The 18,866-nt window shown below is 61.7% G+C and carries 18 protein-coding genes, 5 tRNA genes and 1 pseudogene; 12 read left to right on the top strand and 12 right to left on the bottom strand.

What is annotated here, in order from left to right; translation table 11 throughout:
- Positions 1-96 precede the first annotated feature (96 nt).
- Positions 97-196, bottom strand: a pseudogene (locus tag ACB039_RS14975) (glutamyl-tRNA synthetase); the annotation flags it as partial.
- 29 nt (positions 197-225) lie between these two features.
- Positions 226-1,641: a glutamate--tRNA ligase gene (gene gltX, locus ACB039_RS14970; RefSeq protein WP_371165951.1), complete on the bottom strand. Its 1,416-nt coding sequence runs from the start codon at positions 1,639-1,641 to the stop codon at positions 226-228.
- 250 nt (positions 1,642-1,891) lie between these two features.
- On the opposite strand from gltX, the gene ACB039_RS14965 reads away from it, so the two are divergent.
- From ACB039_RS14965 to ACB039_RS14955, 3 genes are all read left to right on the top strand, one after another.
- On the top strand, positions 1,892-3,994 hold the full coding sequence (locus ACB039_RS14965) for a methyl-accepting chemotaxis protein (protein WP_182787788.1): 2,103 nt from the start codon (positions 1,892-1,894) through the stop codon (positions 3,992-3,994).
- Between the two features lie 99 nt (positions 3,995-4,093).
- The gene (locus ACB039_RS14960; protein WP_182787786.1) at positions 4,094-4,762 is read left to right on the top strand and encodes a LysM-like peptidoglycan-binding domain-containing protein; all 669 of its coding nucleotides are present in this window, start codon (positions 4,094-4,096) and stop codon (positions 4,760-4,762) included.
- Between the two features lie 271 nt (positions 4,763-5,033).
- Positions 5,034-5,243: a cold-shock protein gene (locus tag ACB039_RS14955; protein ID WP_005327092.1), complete on the top strand. Its 210-nt coding sequence runs from the start codon at positions 5,034-5,036 to the stop codon at positions 5,241-5,243.
- Between the two features lie 238 nt (positions 5,244-5,481).
- Here ACB039_RS14955 and ACB039_RS14950 read toward each other — a convergent pair.
- From ACB039_RS14950 to orn, 6 genes are all read right to left on the bottom strand, one after another.
- Positions 5,482-5,557, bottom strand: a tRNA-Gly gene (locus ACB039_RS14950).
- A 24-nt stretch (positions 5,558-5,581) separates the two neighbouring features.
- Positions 5,582-5,657: transfer RNA gene (locus tag ACB039_RS14945), tRNA-Gly, on the bottom strand.
- A gap of 38 nt (positions 5,658-5,695) precedes the next feature.
- A tRNA-Gly gene (locus tag ACB039_RS14940) sits at positions 5,696-5,771 on the bottom strand.
- A 29-nt stretch (positions 5,772-5,800) separates the two neighbouring features.
- Positions 5,801-5,876 (bottom strand) — tRNA-Gly (locus ACB039_RS14935).
- A gap of 24 nt (positions 5,877-5,900) precedes the next feature.
- A tRNA-Gly gene (locus tag ACB039_RS14930) sits at positions 5,901-5,976 on the bottom strand.
- A gap of 177 nt (positions 5,977-6,153) precedes the next feature.
- Complete coding sequence (gene orn / locus ACB039_RS14925; RefSeq protein WP_182787784.1) at positions 6,154-6,699, bottom strand: oligoribonuclease; 546 nt, start codon at positions 6,697-6,699, stop codon at positions 6,154-6,156.
- A gap of 91 nt (positions 6,700-6,790) precedes the next feature.
- Here orn and rsgA point away from each other — a divergent pair, with 91 nt between their 5' ends.
- From rsgA to ACB039_RS14900, 5 genes are read left to right on the top strand one after another with little or no spacing between them, the layout of a single operon-like run.
- Complete coding sequence (rsgA, locus tag ACB039_RS14920) at positions 6,791-7,825, top strand: small ribosomal subunit biogenesis GTPase RsgA (RefSeq protein WP_041205120.1); 1,035 nt, start codon at positions 6,791-6,793, stop codon at positions 7,823-7,825.
- Between the two features lie 42 nt (positions 7,826-7,867).
- On the top strand, positions 7,868-8,740 hold the full coding sequence (gene asd / locus ACB039_RS14915) for an archaetidylserine decarboxylase (protein ID WP_041206823.1): 873 nt from the start codon (positions 7,868-7,870) through the stop codon (positions 8,738-8,740).
- The gene (locus ACB039_RS14910; protein ID WP_005327326.1) at positions 8,737-9,009 is read left to right on the top strand and encodes a VF530 family DNA-binding protein; all 273 of its coding nucleotides are present in this window, start codon (positions 8,737-8,739) and stop codon (positions 9,007-9,009) included. The genes asd and ACB039_RS14910 overlap by 4 nt, the downstream gene beginning before the upstream one ends.
- The gene (locus tag ACB039_RS14905; protein WP_005327324.1) at positions 8,999-9,262 is read left to right on the top strand and encodes a DUF2960 domain-containing protein; all 264 of its coding nucleotides are present in this window, start codon (positions 8,999-9,001) and stop codon (positions 9,260-9,262) included. Before ACB039_RS14910 ends, ACB039_RS14905 begins: the two co-directional genes overlap by 11 nt.
- Positions 9,263-9,264: 2 nt before the next feature.
- The gene (locus tag ACB039_RS14900) at positions 9,265-9,669 is read left to right on the top strand and encodes a hypothetical protein (protein ID WP_182787782.1); all 405 of its coding nucleotides are present in this window, start codon (positions 9,265-9,267) and stop codon (positions 9,667-9,669) included.
- Between the two features lie 216 nt (positions 9,670-9,885).
- Here the strand turns inward: ACB039_RS14900 and ACB039_RS14895 are convergent, their stop codons facing one another.
- The gene (locus tag ACB039_RS14895) at positions 9,886-10,215 is read right to left on the bottom strand and encodes a carboxymuconolactone decarboxylase family protein (protein WP_024945875.1); all 330 of its coding nucleotides are present in this window, start codon (positions 10,213-10,215) and stop codon (positions 9,886-9,888) included.
- A gap of 113 nt (positions 10,216-10,328) precedes the next feature.
- Here ACB039_RS14895 and ACB039_RS14890 point away from each other — a divergent pair, with 113 nt between their 5' ends.
- Positions 10,329-11,246 carry an AraC family transcriptional regulator gene (locus ACB039_RS14890; protein ID WP_371165950.1) on the top strand — a complete coding sequence of 306 codons (918 nt, stop codon included), beginning with the start codon at positions 10,329-10,331 and terminating at the stop codon, positions 11,244-11,246.
- 62 nt (positions 11,247-11,308) lie between these two features.
- Here ACB039_RS14890 and ACB039_RS14885 read toward each other — a convergent pair whose 3' ends face one another.
- A complete protein-coding gene (locus ACB039_RS14885) occupies positions 11,309-11,803 on the bottom strand; it encodes a hypothetical protein (RefSeq protein WP_042648318.1) in 495 nt (164 codons plus the stop codon).
- 169 nt (positions 11,804-11,972) lie between these two features.
- Here ACB039_RS14885 and ACB039_RS14880 point away from each other — a divergent pair, with 169 nt between their 5' ends.
- Entirely contained in the window at positions 11,973-13,943 is a 1,971-nt protein-coding gene (locus ACB039_RS14880) for a putative bifunctional diguanylate cyclase/phosphodiesterase (RefSeq protein WP_371165949.1), read from the top strand.
- 103 nt (positions 13,944-14,046) lie between these two features.
- Here ACB039_RS14880 and rraB read toward each other — a convergent pair whose 3' ends face one another.
- Positions 14,047-14,382 (bottom strand): ribonuclease E inhibitor RraB, encoded by a 336-nt coding sequence (gene rraB, locus ACB039_RS14875; RefSeq protein WP_041206820.1) that lies wholly within the window; start codon positions 14,380-14,382, stop codon positions 14,047-14,049.
- Positions 14,383-14,814: 432 nt separating this feature from the next.
- Here rraB and ACB039_RS14870 point away from each other — a divergent pair, with 432 nt between their 5' ends.
- Positions 14,815-17,091: an immune inhibitor A domain-containing protein gene (locus ACB039_RS14870; protein WP_371165948.1), complete on the top strand. Its 2,277-nt coding sequence runs from the start codon at positions 14,815-14,817 to the stop codon at positions 17,089-17,091.
- Positions 17,092-17,511: 420 nt separating this feature from the next.
- Here ACB039_RS14870 and ACB039_RS14865 read toward each other — a convergent pair whose 3' ends face one another.
- Positions 17,512-17,742, bottom strand: coding sequence for a hypothetical protein (locus ACB039_RS14865; protein WP_371165947.1), 231 nt, complete (start codon positions 17,740-17,742; stop codon positions 17,512-17,514).
- Positions 17,743-17,977: 235 nt separating this feature from the next.
- On the opposite strand from ACB039_RS14865, the gene galE reads away from it, so the two are divergent.
- Positions 17,978-18,866 (top strand): UDP-glucose 4-epimerase GalE (galE, locus tag ACB039_RS14860; RefSeq protein WP_371165946.1); only part of this gene is annotated, 889 nt, incomplete at its 3' end.

Here is an 18,866-nt window from a genome sequence, read left to right as displayed (position 1 = left end):
TGCATCGCTATGTCGCTGTTTTATGTCATGAATCTGAGCGCTGCACAAAAGCAAAGGGCACCCTTGCGGGAGCCCTTTTCAAGCAATGGCAGAGGCTTACTCGGCTGCCATCCGCGCTTCGATGATCGATGCGGGCGAGCACCCGCTCCTTACCCACCAGCGCCATCGCGGCGTCGATGCCGGGGGACTGACCCAGATCGGTGACGGCAATGTGCGATGGCAAGCTTACTCGGCAGCCATGCGCGCTTCGATATATGCCAAAGCGCGGTCGATGCGGGCGAGTACGCGCTCCTTACCCACCAGCGCCATCACGGCGTCGATAGCAGGAGATTGGCCCAGACCGGTGACGGCCACGCGCAGCGGCATACCGACCTTGCCCATGCCCTGACCCAGCTCGGCGGCAGTGGCTTCAATCAGCTCGTGCAGCGCTTCGGTGGTCCAGGTCTCCAGCGCCGCCAGCTTGGCCTTGGCCAGGGTCAGCGGCTCGGCAGCGACGCCACGCAGGTGCTTCTTGGCGGCCGCTTCGTCGATGGCCTCGTACTCTTCGAACAGGTAGCGGCTCTGGGCAGCCACTTCCACCAGAGTGTTGCAGCGCTCGGCCAGCAGGGTGACAACCTCGGCCAGTGCCGGGCCCTTGCTGGTATCGATGTTCTGGGCGGCCATGTGCCATTCCAGGTGCTTGGCCACATAGGCCGAATCCAGGCTGCGCATGTAGTGGTTGTTCAGCCACAGCAGCTTGTCGGTGTTGAAGGCGGAGGCGGACTTGGAGATGGCATCCAGGCTGAACAGCTTGATCATCTCGTCGAGGCTGAAGATCTCCTGATCGCCGTGGGACCAGCCCAGGCGCACCAGATAGTTCAGCAGGGCTTCCGGCAGGTAGCCGTCGTCCCGGTACTGCATCACGGAAACCGCACCGTGGCGCTTGGAGAGCTTGGCGCCGTCGTCGCCCAGGATCATGGAGACGTGGGCGAACTCCGGCACCGGCGCGTTCAGCGCCTTGTAGATGTTGATCTGGCGTGGGGTGTTATTGATGTGGTCTTCACCACGCACCACGTGGGTGATCTCCATGTCCCAGTCATCGACCACCACGCAGAAGTTGTAGGTGGGGGCGCCGTCGGTACGGCGGATGATGAGATCGTCGAGCTCGGTGTTGGCGAACTCGATGCGACCGCGCACGTGGTCATCGAACACCACGGAGCCTTCGGTCGGGTTGCGGAAGCGGATCACGTGGGGCGCATCGGCCGGGTGATCGTGGGCGTGGTCACGGCACTTGCCGTCATAGCGGGGCTTCTCGCCATTGGCCATCTGGCCTTCGCGCAGCGCCTCCAGCCGCTCCTTGGAGCAGAAGCACTTGTAGGCACGACCGTCGGCCAGCATCTCGTCGATGATGCCGTTATAGCGATCGAAACGCTTGGTCTGGTAGTAGGGGCCCTCATCCCAGTTCAGCTCCAGCCATTCCATGCCCTCAATGATGGCGTCGATCGCCTCCTGAGTGGAACGTTCCAGATCGGTATCCTCGATACGCAGCACGAACTCACCGCCCTGGCTCTTCGCAAACAACCAGGAATAGAGTGCGGTACGGGCACCGCCAACATGCAAGAAGCCGGTCGGGCTGGGAGCAAAACGGGTTTTGACTTTCATCTTTAAGCCTTGTGTAGAGGGCCTTGGGCCAATGCGTTAAAAAAACCGTCGCATTTTAGCACTCAGAATCACGGATGGGAAAACCATGCAATAGCCAGGGCCTAAACAGGTCTTCATTCGGTCGTGGCACCGTTCTTTGAGAGGGATCGCAAAACCTCCCCTCATTTTCCGCTTTGCTGGGCAACATTGCTGGAGGAATCTCCCGCCATGCCGATAATTCATACAACTTTCTACGCACAAGGAACACGAGATGCAGTTTCGCTCTATCCAGAATCGCATCCTGGTACTGGCGGGAGTCGCCATGACCACGGCCTTGGTCATCCTGATCCTGCTCAACCAATACTCGAGCAAGCAGACCCAGCAGCTGACCATCAGTTCCAGCCGCGCGGCCCTGCAGCAGGAGGCGTGGCAGAAGGTGAGTGCCAACGCCCGCGCCGAGGCCGCCACCATTACCCAGTTGCTGCAAAAGGGGCTCTCCTATACCCAGCAGATGGCCAGCGTCTTCGCCCAACAACAGGCGGGCAAGCTGCCGCTGGATCGCCAGCAGGCCACCGACTTGCTCAAGGCGCAGCTCAGCCTGGAGCCGCAACTCTACGGCGCCTTCGCGGGCTTCGAACCGAACGGCTTCGACGGCCAGGACAGCGCCTTCGCAGGCCAGAGTGCCCTTGGCAGCGATGACAAGGGACGCTTCGTCCCCTACTTCTATCGCGACAAGGAGAACATTGGCTCGGATCTGCTGCTCTCCATCGAGAAGAGCGACGCAGACGAATTCGGCAATCCGGCCAACGACTACTACGCCTGCCCGAAACGGGAGGGGCGCTCCTGCCTCGTCGATCCCTTCAAGGTGGACATCAACGGCCAGCAGGTGCTGGTGAGCACCATAACCACCCCCATCATGGTAAATGGCCAGTTCAAGGGCATTGCCGCGCTGGATCTGGCGGTAGACTCCATCAGCCGTCAGGCCCAGTCCCTCAACAGCAACATCTATGACGGCAAGGGCGAGACCCTGATCGTCAGCGCCGCCGGCGTCATCACAGGCACCAGCGGGGACCCCAGCCTGCTCGGCAGCCGCGCCGACAAGCTGCTGGGCGACGGCTGGCAGCAATACCTCAAACCCGAGCTGCAACGCCAGGAGCTCGACGAGGCGTTTCGCATCTCTGTGCCCATCGCGGTGCCGGGCATGGCCCGCAACTGGGCCATCATCGTCACCCTTCCCTACCAGGTGGTGCTGGCAGGTGCCGATCAGCTGGAGAGCCAGCTCACCGAGATGAACCGGGCCGCCATGACCCAGCAGCTTATCGGTGCCCTCATCGTACTGGTGCTGGCCCTGGCTACCATGCTGGCGATCGCCCGCAGCATCACCGGCCCCATCCGCCAGATGGTCAGCCTGGTGGATGACATCGCCGATGGCGAGGGGGATCTCACCAAGCGCCTGAACACCCGTGCCCAGGACGAGCTGGGAGCTCTGGCACGCGGCATCAACCGTTTCATCGACAAGTTGCAGGTGCTGCTCGGGGATGTGCAGAAAACCGCGAGCGAGGTCCATCGCCACGCCGGGGATACCGACCGCATCGCCGGCCAGACCGACACCAACTTGCAGCATCACCAGGCTGAGATGGAGCAGATGCTGACCGCGGTGCAGGAGATGTCCTATGTCAGCCAGGAGGTGGCCACCCACGCCAACAACACCGCCGACTCCGCCAAGCAGGCACAGGGCGCGGCGGATCAGGGCAAGGTGCGCTTCCAGCAGGTGATCCAGTCCATGCACAAGGTGGCGGCCGAGGCGGGCAAGGGGGCCGAGGTGGTCGAGGGGCTGGCCCACGACAGCGAACAGATCACCAGCATACTCACCGTCATTCAGGGCATCGCCGATCAGACCAACCTGCTGGCGCTCAACGCCGCCATCGAGGCGGCCCGGGCCGGCGAGCAGGGACGCGGCTTTGCGGTGGTGGCCGACGAGGTGCGCAAGCTGGCGGGCAACACCCAGCAGGCGGTGCAGAACACTCAGGAGCTGATCGAGAAGATCCGCCACAGCTCGGCCAATGCAGTCAACGCCATCCAGCAGAGCCAGCAGTTGACCCATCAGGCGGTGAACGAGGCCGATCTGGCAGAGGCGGCCCTCGACAGCATCTTCCAGGCCATTGCCACCATCAACGACATGACCTATCAGATAGCCTCCGCCGCCGAGGAGCAGAGCTCGGTTTCCGAGACAGTCTCAGGCAACCTGTCAAAAACCAACGCACTGGCCAACGACATCGCCCAGGATGCGACCAATACGGCGAAAGCCAGCCAGGCCTTGCGCCAGGCGGCCGAGCGTTTGCAGCAGTTGCTGGGGCAATTTCGTCTCAGCTGATAATTTTCATGCTCAGGGCTCTCCCCCTCGGGGGCGAGTCCGTTTACCATAGGCGCTATATTTGCCTGATGGCAGGCAATGTAGTGAGAGGTAAATGCCGTGCCCACCCCGGACCGTCGCCCACGTGGCCATAACAGACGAGCCCAGCAGCGTCGCCAAGACGAATCACAAGGAACCCTGCTCCATCGTATCAATGCAGCGACCCTGCCCCTGCGTCAACGCCTCGGTCAGGGCATGAGTGGCCTTGGTCAACGCAACAAGGAACCCAGAACCAGTTCATTCAAGCTGGCGAGCCCGCTGCCTCGCAAGCACACCATAGGCCTGCTGGTGCTGGTGCCTCTCTGGCTGTTGCTGCTCGCCTGGGAACCCGCCCCCGCCGCCCCCAAGGCGGCGCCTTCCGGTTCACTCGCCGTGCCATTGGCCGTGCCCACCCAGGCGCTGACCGTGGGCAACGGAACCGCAAGCAGTGCGCCGGCCGCGCCCAAACCGGTCGAGGAGAAGGTGGATGGCACCTGGCTGCAGCACGAGGTGCAGGCTGGCGAGACTCTCTACTCCATCTGGCGCAAGTTTGAACTGCCTGGGGCCGAGCTGAGCCGCCTGATCGCCATCGAGGGGCCAGACAGGCCGCTGACCCGGCTGCAATCGGGCAAGTCGGTGTTCATCCTGGTGGACACAGGACGCCGGATCCAGCGGGTCGAGATCCGCTCCTTCGGTCAGGCAAACTACCGCTACGACCGACAGGGTGAAGGGTTCGCCCTCAAGGAATAAAAAAACGGGAGGCCATGGCCTCCCGTTTTTTTGACCAGAAGCATGAAACAAGCCGCTGACTTCCCAATACTTTTAGCTCGCTCAAAAAATGAAAAGTGCCAAATTGACAAGGGATCGGGCTCCAGTACAATCGGTTGTGCTTTAGACAGGGATTGTACTGCATGCCACTGGAACAAATTGACGTAGTCAGTCATGGGTAGGCCCCTGCATTCTAGGCAAATGCTGCCCAACAAGGCGTTAGTTTCATTTTGTTATAGATAGGACTTACCACATGTCTGACATTCGCACCGGCCAAGTAAAATGGTTCAACGAAACCAAGGGTTTTGGCTTCATCGAGCAATCCCAGGGACCGGACGTTTTCGTTCACTTCTCCTCCATCCAGAGCACTGGTTTCAAGACCCTGGCTGAAGGTCAAAAAGTCCAGTTCACCGTGACCCAGGGCAAGAAAGGCCCCCAGGCTGAGAACGTGACTCTGCTCTAAGCCGCACTAGTGAACTCGCAGGAGGAGCCAAGGCCCCTCCTATTTTTTTGCCCGCCGTTTCCCCTTCCCCGCCACGCTCATAAGCCTGTCCGCAGCAACCACAACCCTCCCCCACACCTGTGCACAAAGCGGCTACAGAAGACATGGGTCTGATCTGGCTGAATGCCGGATACGACAAATCATCGCTGCGCGATGTGATGGACAATTCAAATGGATGATGAGGACTTCGAAGAGAGATTGGAGCGGGAAACGAGACTCGAACTCGCGACCCCGACCTTGGCAAGGTCGTGCTCTACCAACTGAGCTATTCCCGCAACAGGATGTCTTCTGCAAGTGATTGGAGCGGGAAACGAGACTCGAACTCGCGACCCCGACCTTGGCAAGGTCGTGCTCTACCAACTGAGCTATTCCCGCATCGGAATAATCATCTGCAGTAGCTTACTAATACGTATTGGAGCGGGAAACGAGACTCGAACTCGCGACCCCGACCTTGGCAAGGTCGTGCTCTACCAACTGAGCTATTCCCGCTACATGTGTCTTGAGGCTGTGCTGATGATTGGAGCGGGAAACGAGACTCGAACTCGCGACCCCGACCTTGGCAAGGTCGTGCTCTACCAACTGAGCTATTCCCGCATCGGAATATCATCTGCAAACTTTTGGAGCGGGAAACGAGACTCGAACTCGCGACCCCGACCTTGGCAAGGTCGTGCTCTACCAACTGAGCTATTCCCGCAACTACCTTAAAACGGCCGTACAGCATTTGGTTGCTTGCGCTACTGTACGGGAGCCGAATTATAAGAGCAGTCATTCCAATTGCAAGGGCTTTTTTGTCACTGTGCAGCCGTTCGCTCAAAAGCTGGCCGAACTGCCGATTTTAGCAACCGGACGACGGCAACCCCTTGCCGGGGACTCAGATTTTGAAGACATGGCTGCGGTAGAACTGCAGTTCGGCGATGGACTCACGGATGTCGTCGAGCGCCTGGTGGGAACCGCTCTTGGTGAACTTTTCCAGCAGCTCCGGCTGCCAGCGGCGCACCAGCTCCTTGATGGTGCTGACGTCGACGTTGCGGTAGTGGAAGAAGGCTTCCAGCTCCCCCATGTGCTTGACCATGAAGCGGCGATCCTGGCCAATGCTGTTGCCGCACAGAGGGCTGGTGCGCTCCGGCACCCACTGGCGGATAAAGTCGAGGGTCTCGGCCACGGCGCGGGCTTCGTCGTGCTCGCTCGCCTTGACCCGGGCTACCAGTCCGCTCTTGGTGTGGGTGTTGACGTTCCACTCGTCCATCTTGGCCAGCTCTTCATCGCTCTGGTGAATGGCGATGACGGGCCCTTGTGCCAGCACGTTCAGATCCTTGTCGGTGATGATGGTGGCAATCTCCAGAACCACGTTCTGTTCGGGGTCCAGACCCGTCATCTCCATGTCGATCCATACCAGGTTCTGCGCGCTGACTGTCATGATTGCTCTCTCTATTGGGAGGAATGGCGGAATTTTGCCAATTTGCATGTATCATACTGGCTTTGGATCTGTTCATAAACTGGCGAATCGAGTGGCAAAGAAAGCAAAACTCAATCTGGGTCAACAGAGGCGCGTTCAGGCCAACCGCGAGCGGCGGCTGCAAAAAGATCACACCACTGTGGTGGATGACACCCTGTTTGGCCCGGCCATCGAAGGGGTGGTGATCAGCCGCTTCGGCCAGCATGCGGACGTGGAAGCCGTCGACGGCACCATACACCGCAGCAACCTGCGTCGCAGCAGCATCAACAGCCTGGTGTGCGGTGACAAGGTGGTGTGGCGTCCCGGCCTCAATGCCGCGACCGCCGGCGTCATCGAGGCGGTACATCCCCGTCACTCCGTGCTGACCCGGCCGGACTTCTACGACGGGGTCAAACCCATCGCCGCCAACATCGACCAGATAGTCATCGTTTCGGCGGTGATGCCCGAGTTCTCCACCAACATAGTCGACCGCTACCTGGTGGCGGCGGAAGACGTGGAAATCGCGCCCCTCATCGTCCTGAACAAGGTCGACATGCTGGACGAAGCGGCCCGCACCCGGGTCGAGGGCCAGCTCGCCGCCTACCGCAAGCTCGGCTACCCGGTGATCCTGGTAAGCTGCGAGAGCGGTGAGGGGCTCGATGCGCTCAAGGCCGCCCTGACCGACAAGATCAGCATCTTCGTCGGCCAGTCCGGGGTGGGCAAGTCGTCCCTGACCAACGCCCTGATGCCGGGGCTCGGCGTGCTCACCGGCGAGATCTCCGAAAACTCGGGGCTGGGCACCCACACCACCACCACGGCGCGGCTCTATCACTTCCCGAGCGGCGGCGATCTCATCGACTCCCCCGGGATCCGCGAGTTCGCCCTCTGGCATCTGGAAGCCGATCGCATCACCTGGTGTTTCGTGGAGTTTCGCGACTACCTCGGCAGTTGCAAATTCCGCGACTGCACCCACAAGGATGATCCCGGCTGCGCCCTGCGGGCGGCGGTCAGCAGTGGCGCCATCAGCCCTGACCGCTTCCACAACTATCACCGCATCCTGGAAACCATGCAGGAAGCCCGCCACGGTCGGCAACAAGCCCGGCTGTGACCCAATCAACCTCCCTCTTTTTAGAAAGAGCAGATGAAGATCATGAGCATCACTGACAACCTGAAAATTGCCGGTCAATACTGCCTGCCCAAACACGCCCTCTCCCGCCTGCTCGGCAAGCTTGCTGCTGCCGAGGCTGGCAACCTCACCACCCGGGTGATCGAGGCCTTTATCAAGCAGTACGGCGTCGATATGAGCGAAGCGCTGCACGAAGATCCGGCACACTACGCAAGCTTCAACGCCTTCTTCACCCGCGAGCTCAAGCCGGGGATCCGTCCGCTGGTCGAGGATGCCATGACCCTGGCCCTGCCGGTGGACGGCACCGTCAGCCAGCTCGGCCCCATTAGCCAAGGCCGCATCATCCAGGCCAAGGGCCACGACTACAGTGCCCGCGAGCTGCTGGGCGGCTTTGAGGATCTGGTGGCGCCATTCAAGGATGGGGACTTTGCCACCATCTATCTGGCGCCCAAGGATTACCACCGCATCCACATGCCGCTGGACGGCGTGCTGGAGAGCATGGTGTTCGTACCGGGGGATCTCTTCTCCGTCAACCCGCTCACCGCCGAGAAGGTGCCCAACCTGTTCGCCCGCAACGAGCGGGTGGTTGCCACCTTCCGCACTCCGCACGGCCCCATGGCGCTGGTGCTGGTTGGCGCCACTATCGTCGCCAGCATCGAGACCATCTGGGCCGGCAACATAGCGCCGACCAAACAGAAGGAAGTGGTACGCTGGGATTACACCGGCGACGAGGCCATCACCCTGCAAAAAGGCGCCGAGATGGGGCTGTTCAAGCTCGGCAGCACCGTCGTCTGCCTGTTTGGCCCCGGCATGCTGGCCGGTTTCGAACCCCATCTGGCCAACGGCGTCACCACCCGCATGGGTCAGCCCTTTGCCAAGCTGGCGGAGCAGGCATGAGTGACCAGTCCAAGCCTGCTACCTCGCAGAAAAACAACCCGCTGCACGGGCTGACCCTGGAGGCGATCGTCACCGCCCTGGTCGAGCATTACGGCTGGGAACAACTGGGGCAGCAGATCAACATCCGCTGCTTCACCGACGATCCCAGCGTCAAGTCCAGCCTGAAGTTCCTGCGCAAGACCCCCTGGGCGCGAGAGAAGGTAGAGAGCCTCTATCTCTACGTTCAGCGCAAACAGGCCAAACAGAAGGAAGACCCCAGTGGCGTTTAAGATTACCTACACCTACAAGAAGCAGGCCAAAGAGATAGGCTACGCCAACGACAAATTCAACAGCATCTATGACGCCATTGCCGCGGCCGAGGGGCTGGATCTCTCCAGCTTCCACGCCATGGAAGCCCAGCTGGCCCAGGTGTGCCGCCGCGACAAGAAGAGCGTGAAGGACTACAGAGAGAACTACTTCAAGGAGCTGGGCTTCTCCAACGTCGTGATCGAACGGGACAATCTCGAAGACAAGCAGGAATGAGCATGCGAACCCTGACTCTGATGGCCGCCTCCCTGCTGCTGGCGGCCTGCAGCACCCAGCCTCCCCAGCTGGTCGGCAACGATCAGGATGCCCACGGCTGCCGTGCCAGCGCCGGTTACCAGTGGTCGGCATTGACCAACCAGTGTGTGCGGCTGTTCGAACAGGCGGTGCGCCTGCAATCCCTCGAGGCCACCGAGACCGGCAGCGCCTTCGTGCTGTTCAACGCTGATCAGAGCAAGGCCGAGCTGACCCTGCCAAGCGGCGAGCTGATCCCCCTTGACCGCCAGGGCGAGGAAGGAAACTGGTCCTGGCAGGGAGGGGCCTACCAGCTCTTCCCCTGGAAGGGCTATGTGCTCAAGTCCGGTGAGCGGGCGCTGTTTCACGGTGACAGCGCACTCCAGCCCTGATCCCCTGAGATAAGCATCCAACCCCCGGCCCAGCCGGGGGTTTTGTTTCTGGAAAGCGCAAACCATGGCCGGCAGGTCAGCCCGCAGACAAAAAAGCCACGCCCGTGGGGCGTGGCAAAGGTAGGCAGGGTCACTCAACTTGCTGGGACCAGCAGGGACTGGCCGGCAGACCGACAACCTGGCGGCAGGGCGGCGTCAGAGCCGCCCCACCCTGGCTCAACGATCGATGGCGTCCAGCACCCGGGCGGAGTAGACCATGGCGGCCCCGGCATTCATGGCAACGGCAACCCCCAGTGCATCGGCGATCTCCGCCCGGCTGGCCCCCTGCTTGAGGGCGGCATCGGCATGGACGGCGATGCAGCCATCGCAGCGGGTAGTGACGGCCACCGCCAGCGAGATGAGCTCGCGGGTCTTGCCATCGAGCACGCCGCTCTTGCTGCCGGCGGACGACAGCTGCTGATAACCCTTGAGGGTATCCGGGCTCAGGGTGCCCAGCTCCATGACGCGGCCCATCAACTGTTTACGGTATTGATCCCAGTCTTGCATCTTGACTCTCCGGTTTGGCAGAACAGGCCCCTGCCTGTTCGATGAAACCAGTATTGCATCGAGAAGTGAGTCGTTTAATACTTTAAAGACGCAAATAACAGTCAAATAGAATCATGGACCAGATAGACCAGCTGATCAGCCAGGCCGGCATCCAAGGCACGTTCGACCTGCGCTGCCTCTATCGCGGCGGTTTCAGACTGCCCCATGAGCAGAGCCCGGCCGGGGTGATGCCGTTTCACCTGCTGATGAAAGGAGAGATCCGGGTCACCACGGTGCAGGGCGATGACGTGACCCTGCGGCCGGGTGATCTGCTGCTGCTGCCCGGAGGCGAGCCCCATACCATCTGGCGGGAAGGCGATACCCTGGCCTTGGCCGAGCCGGGCGACGGGCTGCTACCGCTGAGGGGAGATGGCGGCGATCAAGTGGAGTTTCTGTGCGGCGAGTACCGCTATAAGGGGCCGCTGCGGCCGCTGTTGCTGGATGCCCTGCCGAGCCCGCTCTGCATCCCGCTACTCACCAGCGAGTCGCAACAGGCGCTGCGCCTGGTACTGAGCCTGATCCACCAGGAGCTGCAGCGCGAACAGCAGGGCTCGGGGGCTGTGCTGACGGCCCTCAGTCAGGTGCTGCTGGCCATGGGGCTGCGGGCCCATGCCAGCGATCCGCACGGGGCGCTCGGGCTGATCGGCGCCCTGCAAGACCCCAGGCTGGGCCGTTCGCTGCAGGCCATGCTGGCCGACCCGGCCCATCCCTGGAGCGTGGATGAACTGGCGGCGCTGGCCGCCATGTCCCGCGCCACCTATTTTCGCCACTTTCGCCAGCGGTTGGGCTGCAGCGTCTGGGACTTCATGGTACGGGTGCGGATGGTGCGAGCGGCCGAGCTGCTGCGCCACCCGGATCAACTCCCCCTCGGCGAGGTGGCGCAGCGGGTCGGCTATCAGTCGGAGGCCTCCTTTGCCAAGGCATTCAAACAGTCGAGCGGGATGGCACCTGGCCGCTTTCGCCAGCAGGGCTGGCCTGCCCTGCTCGGCTAGCGGGCCAAAAACAAAAACCCCGTTGCAGGCAACGGGGTTTCATGCGCTCCGGCAGGGCAGGATCAGTTGCCCAGGGTGGCGAACAGGCTCTGCTCCAGGCTGCCGCGGGAGACGCAGACCGGCGTGATGGAGGGGGCCAGCACGCGCTCGCCGGAGGACTCGACGAAGTAGAGCTGGGTATTGCCCTTGACGTTGACGGTCGCCACGCTGTTGTTGCCGCTCTGGGTGATGATCAGGTTGATCTGCAGATTGGGGTTGCCCAGTGCAACCTTGGAACCCATGGTGCCGCAATCCAGCCACTCCAGCCCGTCGGCCGAGTTCTCGACGTTGGCAGTCATCAGACCTGAACCACGCTGGCTGTTTTCGATGTTGAGACCGTGATCGCCAAACCACTTCTCGGCGCGGGCCCACACCAGATCCACCGGAATTGCCATCTCCTGGGTGTTGTTGGTCGCTTTGGCAACCGGCGGGGTATAGCGGTACTGTTCGCCGCCATTGTTGTCACTGGCACAACCCACCATCAACAGGGCCAGGGCGCCCCCCATTATCTTCTTCATGCTGCTTCTCTCATCCATAAGGCCACCACAGGCCAATCGGCGGCTATTATGGCGATCACGACACAGACTGTCAGCAGGGATCCACATAAATGGTGGATTCTTAACCCAAGCTTTACAAAACTGACCTGTTATCATAGATTTGCTCGAAGTCTCCCCCGTGAGTGCTCACGTGAATTCTTCGCTCTCCCTGGCGCTGCTGCAGCAGATCATCGACCAGTTACCCATGAATATCTTCTGCCGGGATACGGCCGGACGGTACCTGTTTGCCAACAAGGCCTTCGCCCGGGAGGCAGGACTACAGCAGCCAAGCGACCTCGTCGGCAAGACGGACGCCGAGATGCCCTGGGGCGATCAGTTCCGTGAGGAGGACGTGCGCCTGCTGGCCGAAGGAAAACCCCTGCTGCACCAGCAATGGCACTGCCACAGTGGCGCCAACACCAACTGGATGGAGATCCACAAGGTGCCGCTCTATGACGAGCAGGGCAACCCCCTTGCCCTCTTTGCCATGATCAGCGCCATCGATCAGCGCAAGGAGCTGGAGCAAACCTTCCGCCAGCAGCAACTGTTGCAGCGCCGCCTGCTGGATGCCATCCCGGATCTTATTCGCCTCGAAGATCACCAGGGCGTGCTCATCGACTGCAATCAGGCTTTTCTCGACTTCATGGGCCTGACGGCAAGCGACGCCCTGGGTCGACGAGTGCCCCCCCGTCTACCCGTCGAACAGACCCTGGGACAGGGTGAATATTGCGTGGTGGATGCCCAGGGCAAGGGCCGCCATCTGGAAGTCACCCGGGTCGAAGTCCCGGACGACGAGGGTAACGCCCTCGGCATTCTCACCCTGAGCCGTGACATCACCGGACTGCGTACCACCCAGGCCCAGTTGCAGCAGGAGCAGCTCTACGACAGCCTCACCGGCCTGCTCAAGCTCTCCCACTTCCTGCAGACCAGCCGCCACCTCGGCGCCCGCAAGGCCAGCCTGCTGTTGGTGGATCTGCAACATTTTCGCGAGATCAACGATCGCTTCGGCATCCGGGTCGCCGACCGCCTGCTCAGCCAGGTGGCGCGTCGCCTGCAACGGCTGGCGCCGCCTCAGTCCCTGCTCTGCCGGGTCACTGCCGATGACTTCGCCCTGCTGCTGCCCGAGCTTCCCCTCTCCCTGGATGAGTGGAGCCGCAACCTGCAACAGGAACTGATGGCCCCCTACCAGGTCGAGGAGCACAGGATCCAGATCCCGGTCTTCCTCGGCATCGCCCACGGCAAGGCCAAGGAGGCCGAGCGTTTGTTGAGTCACGCGGAGGCCGCGCTGGCACAGGGCAAACGTCAGCAGCAACACTGCACCCTGTTCGATCCCGATCTCGATGCCAAGCTCAAGCGCCGTCAGCTCATCGCCGCCCAGTTGCCGCTGGCCATCAAATCGGCCGAGCTGACCGCCGTCTACCAGCCCATCATCTGCACCCACAGCAACCGGCTGCACGGGGCCGAGTTGCTCTGCCGCTGGCCTCACCCCGAGTTCGGCATGATCTCCCCCGATGAGTTCATCCCCCTGGCGGAAGAGCTGGGCCTCATCGGCCAGCTCGGTCAACTGATGCTGGAGCTGGGCTGTGCCCAGCTGGCGCGCTGGCAGGTGGCGGCCCCTGACCTGGTGCTCTCCATCAACCTGTCACCGCTGCAGTTCCGCGATCCCGAACTCTGCCCGCAGATCTTCGCCTGCATCGAGCGCCACGGGCTCGCCCCCTGGCAACTGGAGCTGGAGATCACCGAAGGGGTGCTGATGGAGAATGCCGACGAGATAGAGAGCAATCTGACCTGCCTCATCGAGGCGGGCTTCCAGCTCGCCATCGACGACTTCGGCACCGGTTACTGCTCGCTCGCCTACCTGCCGCGGCTGCAGGTGGCGACCCTCAAGCTGGACAAGAGCTTCACCCAGGGACTGGCCAGCAACCAGGCCACCACCGCCATCGTCCGCTCCGTCATCGGTCTGGGTCATGAACTCGGCATCAGGATCACCGCCGAAGGGGTAGAAACGGTAGAGCAGCAGGCCTGGCTGGTACAGGCTGGCTGCGATCGACTGCAGGGCTATCTGTTCAGTCGCCCCCTGCCCCCCGGGGAGTTTGCCAGCAACTACCAGTTGCCAGCTTGACCCGCCACCAACAACGAGGCCACCCCAGGGGTGGCCTTTTGATTGTCTGGCAGTGTATCAGCCGTCATGGACCATGATGCACACAGCCGCCGCCGACCCAGGCTTACTCCTGGAAGTAAGTGCCCCAACCGTCGTAGTCCACACCGTACTTTTCCAGAATAGGCAGCATCTTCTCGATGTCAGAGACGATGGTCTCGATATCCAGCTTGCACTCCACGGTAGCATCGAAGCAGAAGATGGTGGCGCCGTCGTCCAGTTCCATCTCCTCGGCATCGGTCACTTCGAAGCCGGCCTTGAACAGGTCAACCGCCGCCTTCTCCAGCAGATCGAAGTCCTGGCAGGCAAAGTGGTGCTCAATCTCGTAGTCCAGATCCGGGTTGCTGCCATCGGCCAGCAGCTCGTTGACGATGGCGGTGGTCTCTTCGCGCCACTCTTGCATGTTGATACTCATATAAACCCCAGACGGTATTGGATGGATGTAGCCCCTGCTGGCGGGCACGCTGCGGCCGTGTCGGCCCGCTCGCCGCCAGGGGGTGGTTGCGGCAAAGCATACCCGCAGAGCGCAACGGGCTCAATGCGGCGGACCAAGATAACTGCCTCTCAAGCCTCCTCCCAAATGGTGGTGTCCGTAAAAAGGTTAAAAAAGTGTAATAACCCACCATTGACAAGTGTCACCCATAGATACCTTCATCATCCGGCACAAGACAGTCAAAACACATCACACACTCCTTTCGGGTCAGCGTTTTCCACCATCGAGGTGCTGATGACAAAGGACCAATCCAAAGGCATAAAGGGACGCGGGTGAATCACTCCCCGTCCGGAAAAGGAGCCCGACGGGCTCCTTTTTGATCATGTGAAGGAGCACATTGCAATGCCCAAAACAACAATAACGAGCCTGCTTCTCGGCTCGACCCTTATGATTGGAAACCATGTCATGGCCGCCCCGGTCCATGGCCCCTTCGATGCCCCCCTCGCCGACGAGGTGAAGGTGCTGGAGATGCTCAAGAAGAGCGGCCGGATCCCGACCCTGGCCTCTCCCGAGATGGAGCAGGCGGCCCTGACCCGCTATTACCGCGACAAGTCACGGGCCTACAACGGCAACAGTGGCACCCTGGCGGTGAAAGAGGGCAAGGTACGGGAGCGCATCCTCAAGAAGATCCGCCTGAACGGCACCGCCCGCCCCGGCGATCGGGTGCCCACCTTGCTGCTCAAGGCCATCGAGAAGGAGCATTACAGGGGCAAGATGCGCAAGGACAAGATCCTCGCCATCCTGGTGGACTTCCCCGACTACCCGAAGAACAGCGTTACCCCCGAGCTCACCAACATGTACTACCCGGACTACAGCCAGGCGCACTACAACGATCTGCTGTTCTCATCCAAAGGCTATGCCGGTCCGAACGGCGAACGCTTCATCTCCATGCGCCAGTTCTACGAGCAGCAGTCCGGCCAGAGCTACAGCGTGCGCGGTCAGGTGGCGGGTTGGTACACAGCCGGGAAGGACGCGGCCTACTACGGCAGCAACCAGAACGAAACGGCGGTACGGGAGCTGGTGAAGGAGGCGCTGGCGCAGGTGGCGGCAGATCCTGCCATCGATCTGGCCGAGTTTGATCAGGAGGATCGTTACGATCTCAATGGCAACGGCAACCGGGACGAGCCGGACGGCCTCATCGACCACCTGATGATCTTCCACTCCAGCGTCGGCGAAGAGGCGGGGGGTGGCGATCTCGGCGAGAATGCTATCTGGGCCCATCGCTGGAACCTAGGCGCCCCCTACCCCATCCCCGGCACCAGCAGCCCGAACGGCGATTTCGGCGGCCAGTTCGCCGCCTACGACTACACCATTCAGCCCATCGATGCGGCGGCCGGGGTCTGTGCACACGAATATGGCCACGATCTGGGATTGCCGGACGAGTACGACACCAAGTACAGCGGCAAGGGGGAACCGGTGGCGACCTGGTCCATCATGTCCTCAGGCTCCTGGGCCGGGGTCATCGGCGGCACCGAGCCGACCGGATTCTCCCCCTGGGCCAAGGAGTTCCTGCAGGCCTCCCTCGGGGGCAACTGGCTGCACGGCAGCAATGTGCAGCTTGCCGATCTCAACCCTCGCGGCAACGTCTACATGCTGGATCAGGCCAACGACAAGGGACGCAACGATGATATGGTGCGCATCAACCTGCCCGCCAAACAGGTGCCCCTCAACCCGCCCTATGCCGGTCAGTACCAGTACCACGGCGGCAAGGGCAACAACCTGGACAACCGCATGAGCCTCAAGCTGGATCTCGGCGGCAGGCAGAGCGCCAGCCTGCTCTTCAAGGCCTGGTATCAGATCGAAGATGGCTTTGACTACGGTCGGGTGCTGGTCAACGGCGAACCCATCCCAGGCAACCTGACCACCAGCGACGATCCGAACGGGATCGGCTTCGGGGTCGGCATCACCGGCAACTCCAACGGCTGGACCGATGCCGAGTTCGACCTCACCCCCTGGGCCGGCCAGCAGATCACCCTCACCCTGCAATACCAGAGCGATGGCGGCGTGGCCGAAAACGGGCTGTTCGTGGACGAGCTGCAGATCCTCGCCGATGGCGACACCCTGCTGAGCGACGGGGCCGAGGGCAGTGCGGCCTTTACCCTGGCCGGCTTTGTGAAGAACGATGGCAACGAGGCCAAGGATCACTACTACCTGGCCGAGTGGCGCAGCCATGCGGGGGTGGACAAGGGACTAGCCCACATCAACGTGGCCGACCAGCTGATGCGCTACGAGCCGGGTATGCTGCTCTGGTACGTGGACAGCAGCCAGGCTAACAACTGGGTGGGCCAGCACCCGGGTGAAGGCTTCCTCGGGGTGGTGGACGGGGATCAGCGCACCCTCACGTGGAGCGATGGGGCCGTGGCCGGCACTCGTTACCAGATCCACGATGCTGCCTTCGGCCTGGGCTTCCAGCGCCCCCTCGACCTCAAACATCCGAGCGGCTCCCTGCTGCGCGACTTCTGGATCACCCCGAACCGGGTGTTCAAGGATTCCCGCAGCTACCAGAGCAAGGAGATCCCGGACGCCGGTCGTCTGCTACCCGAATATGGACTCAAGATCAGCGTTACCGGTCAGGCCCGCGACATGAGCACCGGGAGGATCATCGTCAGCCGTCACTGAGTCATGGCATGAATCCACCGGGTTCAGACCAGAATGCCAGTCAGTTAAGTCTGACTGGCATTGTTTTTATTCGCTTTTTTCATACTTAACCGCTGCGGTGCGGCCTCAGCACATCGCGGGGAATGCGGCCCTGTGATGGGGAGAGCAAACTGCCCGCTGGTCGCTCCAGACCGCTTTACCCGCCCCGGAATATTGCCCGGTGTCCTGGTGGTAACCCTGCCGGTTGTTGAGGGCGATGTCGCATTCCTTCAAGGTCATGCTTTAGCTGTTGAGCAGCGCCAAACCGGGCGGACACAAGGCATCATCGCTCCTTTCTTCTCACTTGGTACCTTGCTGCTCCCCCTTCTGGGCTTCACACCTCTTGCGCTCAGCAATTCGATCACTTCCCGCTCCTGCTGGCGCGGTGAAAACCAGTGTCCATCAGCAGGCGCAACCCCGTTTCATGGTGCTCTCCTTGGCCGAGGCACAGAGGCAGGGCTTGCCCATATGGCCAACCGCCACCATGGTGTCGTTGGTCTGGCTGACCAGAGCCCGGGCGTTGGGGGTGTAGTCCAGTACGGCCGTGGCCTTCTGCATCACCTCGCGGAAGGCGGCACTGACATTGGGCGAGCGACCCTTCTGTGGAAGCGTTACCACGTTATCGCCAACCACGTGCGCAACATCCTTGATGGCGCCCGCGCAGCCTTTACTCTCCTCACGGTCGAAACGGGCAACAATGCGCGTAAAGAGTGCCGGCAACCTGATAGTCGCAGGTAAAGGTCCATTCTCACAACAAGTGTAATCGTTTACACGGCTACGTGACGCGCATCACAGTTTAAGTAATCTGGCTTCGGCTAAACTCTTGCTCAGACTTTCCTTGCGTGAGGCGCGAACGGTGGAGAAGAGGATGAGAGTACTGGTGACCGGCGGTTGCGGCTATATCGGCAGCCACACTTGTCTGGCCTTGCAGGCGGCAGGCATGGAACCCGTGGTGGTGGACAACCTCTGCAACAGCAAGGCCGCCGTGCTGACACGGGTCGCCGCCATCAGCGGGCAACTGCCCCGCTTCTATCAGGGGGACATCCGTGACCCGGCACTGCTGGACAGCATCTTCGCCGAGCAGCAGATCGACGCCGTGATCCACTTCGCCGCCCTGAAAGCGGTCGGCGAATCGACCCGGATCCCCCTCGAATACTATGAAAACAACCTGAGCGGCACCCTGGTGCTGCTGCAGGCGATGAAGCGCGCCGGGGTTCACAACCTGGTGTTCAGCTCCTCGGCCACCGTCTACGGCGACCCGGCCAACACCCCCATCCGGGAAGATTTCCCGCGCAGCGCCACCAACCCCTATGGCCGCTCCAAGCTGATCATCGAGGAGATCCTCGAGGATCTGCAGGCCGCCGAGCCCCACTGGAGCATGACCCTGCTGCGCTACTTCAACCCGGTCGGCGCCCACGAGTCCGGCACCCTGGGGGAAGATCCCCAGGGCATCCCCAACAATCTGATGCCCTATATCACCCAGGTGGCCATTGGCCGTCGCGACTGCCTATCGGTCTTTGGAAACGATTACAACACACCGGACGGCACCGGGGTACGCGACTACATCCATGTGATGGATCTCGCCGAGGGGCACGTCAAGGCGCTGCACCACTGTGCGGGGCGAGGCGGCGTCCACCCCTACAACCTGGGCACGGGCCAGGGCCAGAGCGTGCTGCAGATGGTGGCGGCGTTCTCAGCCGCCTGCGGCAAGCCACTGCCTTATCGCATCGAGCCCAGGCGCCCGGGCGACATCGCCG

It is taken from the genome of Aeromonas sp. S2(2024), from assembly GCF_041402505.1.
GTDB classification, from domain to species: Bacteria; Pseudomonadota; Gammaproteobacteria; order Enterobacterales; family Aeromonadaceae; genus Aeromonas; species Aeromonas media.
This window is presented reverse-complemented; position numbering and strand designations above follow the sequence as displayed.

Bases quoted from the DNA above. Each gene is read 5' to 3' on its own strand.
- gltX (WP_371165951.1), bottom strand. From the start codon at position 1,641: ATGAAAGTCAAAACCCGTTTTGCTCCCAGCCCGACCGGCTTCTTGCAT.
- ACB039_RS14965 (WP_182787788.1), top strand. From the start codon at position 1,892: ATGCAGTTTCGCTCTATCCAGAATCGCATCCTGGTACTGGCGGGAGTC.
- ACB039_RS14955 (WP_005327092.1), top strand. From the start codon at position 5,034: ATGTCTGACATTCGCACCGGCCAAGTAAAATGGTTCAACGAAACCAAG.
- orn (WP_182787784.1), bottom strand. From the start codon at position 6,699: ATGACAGTCAGCGCGCAGAACCTGGTATGGATCGACATGGAGATGACG.
- asd (WP_041206823.1), top strand. From the start codon at position 7,868: ATGAGCATCACTGACAACCTGAAAATTGCCGGTCAATACTGCCTGCCC.
- ACB039_RS14910 (WP_005327326.1), top strand. From the start codon at position 8,737: ATGAGTGACCAGTCCAAGCCTGCTACCTCGCAGAAAAACAACCCGCTG.
- ACB039_RS14900 (WP_182787782.1), top strand. From the start codon at position 9,265: ATGCGAACCCTGACTCTGATGGCCGCCTCCCTGCTGCTGGCGGCCTGC.
- ACB039_RS14895 (WP_024945875.1), bottom strand. From the start codon at position 10,215: ATGCAAGACTGGGATCAATACCGTAAACAGTTGATGGGCCGCGTCATG.
- ACB039_RS14890 (WP_371165950.1), top strand. From the start codon at position 10,329: ATGGACCAGATAGACCAGCTGATCAGCCAGGCCGGCATCCAAGGCACG.
- ACB039_RS14885 (WP_042648318.1), bottom strand. From the start codon at position 11,803: ATGAAGAAGATAATGGGGGGCGCCCTGGCCCTGTTGATGGTGGGTTGT.
- rraB (WP_041206820.1), bottom strand. From the start codon at position 14,382: ATGCAAGAGTGGCGCGAAGAGACCACCGCCATCGTCAACGAGCTGCTG.
- ACB039_RS14870 (WP_371165948.1), top strand. From the start codon at position 14,815: ATGCCCAAAACAACAATAACGAGCCTGCTTCTCGGCTCGACCCTTATG.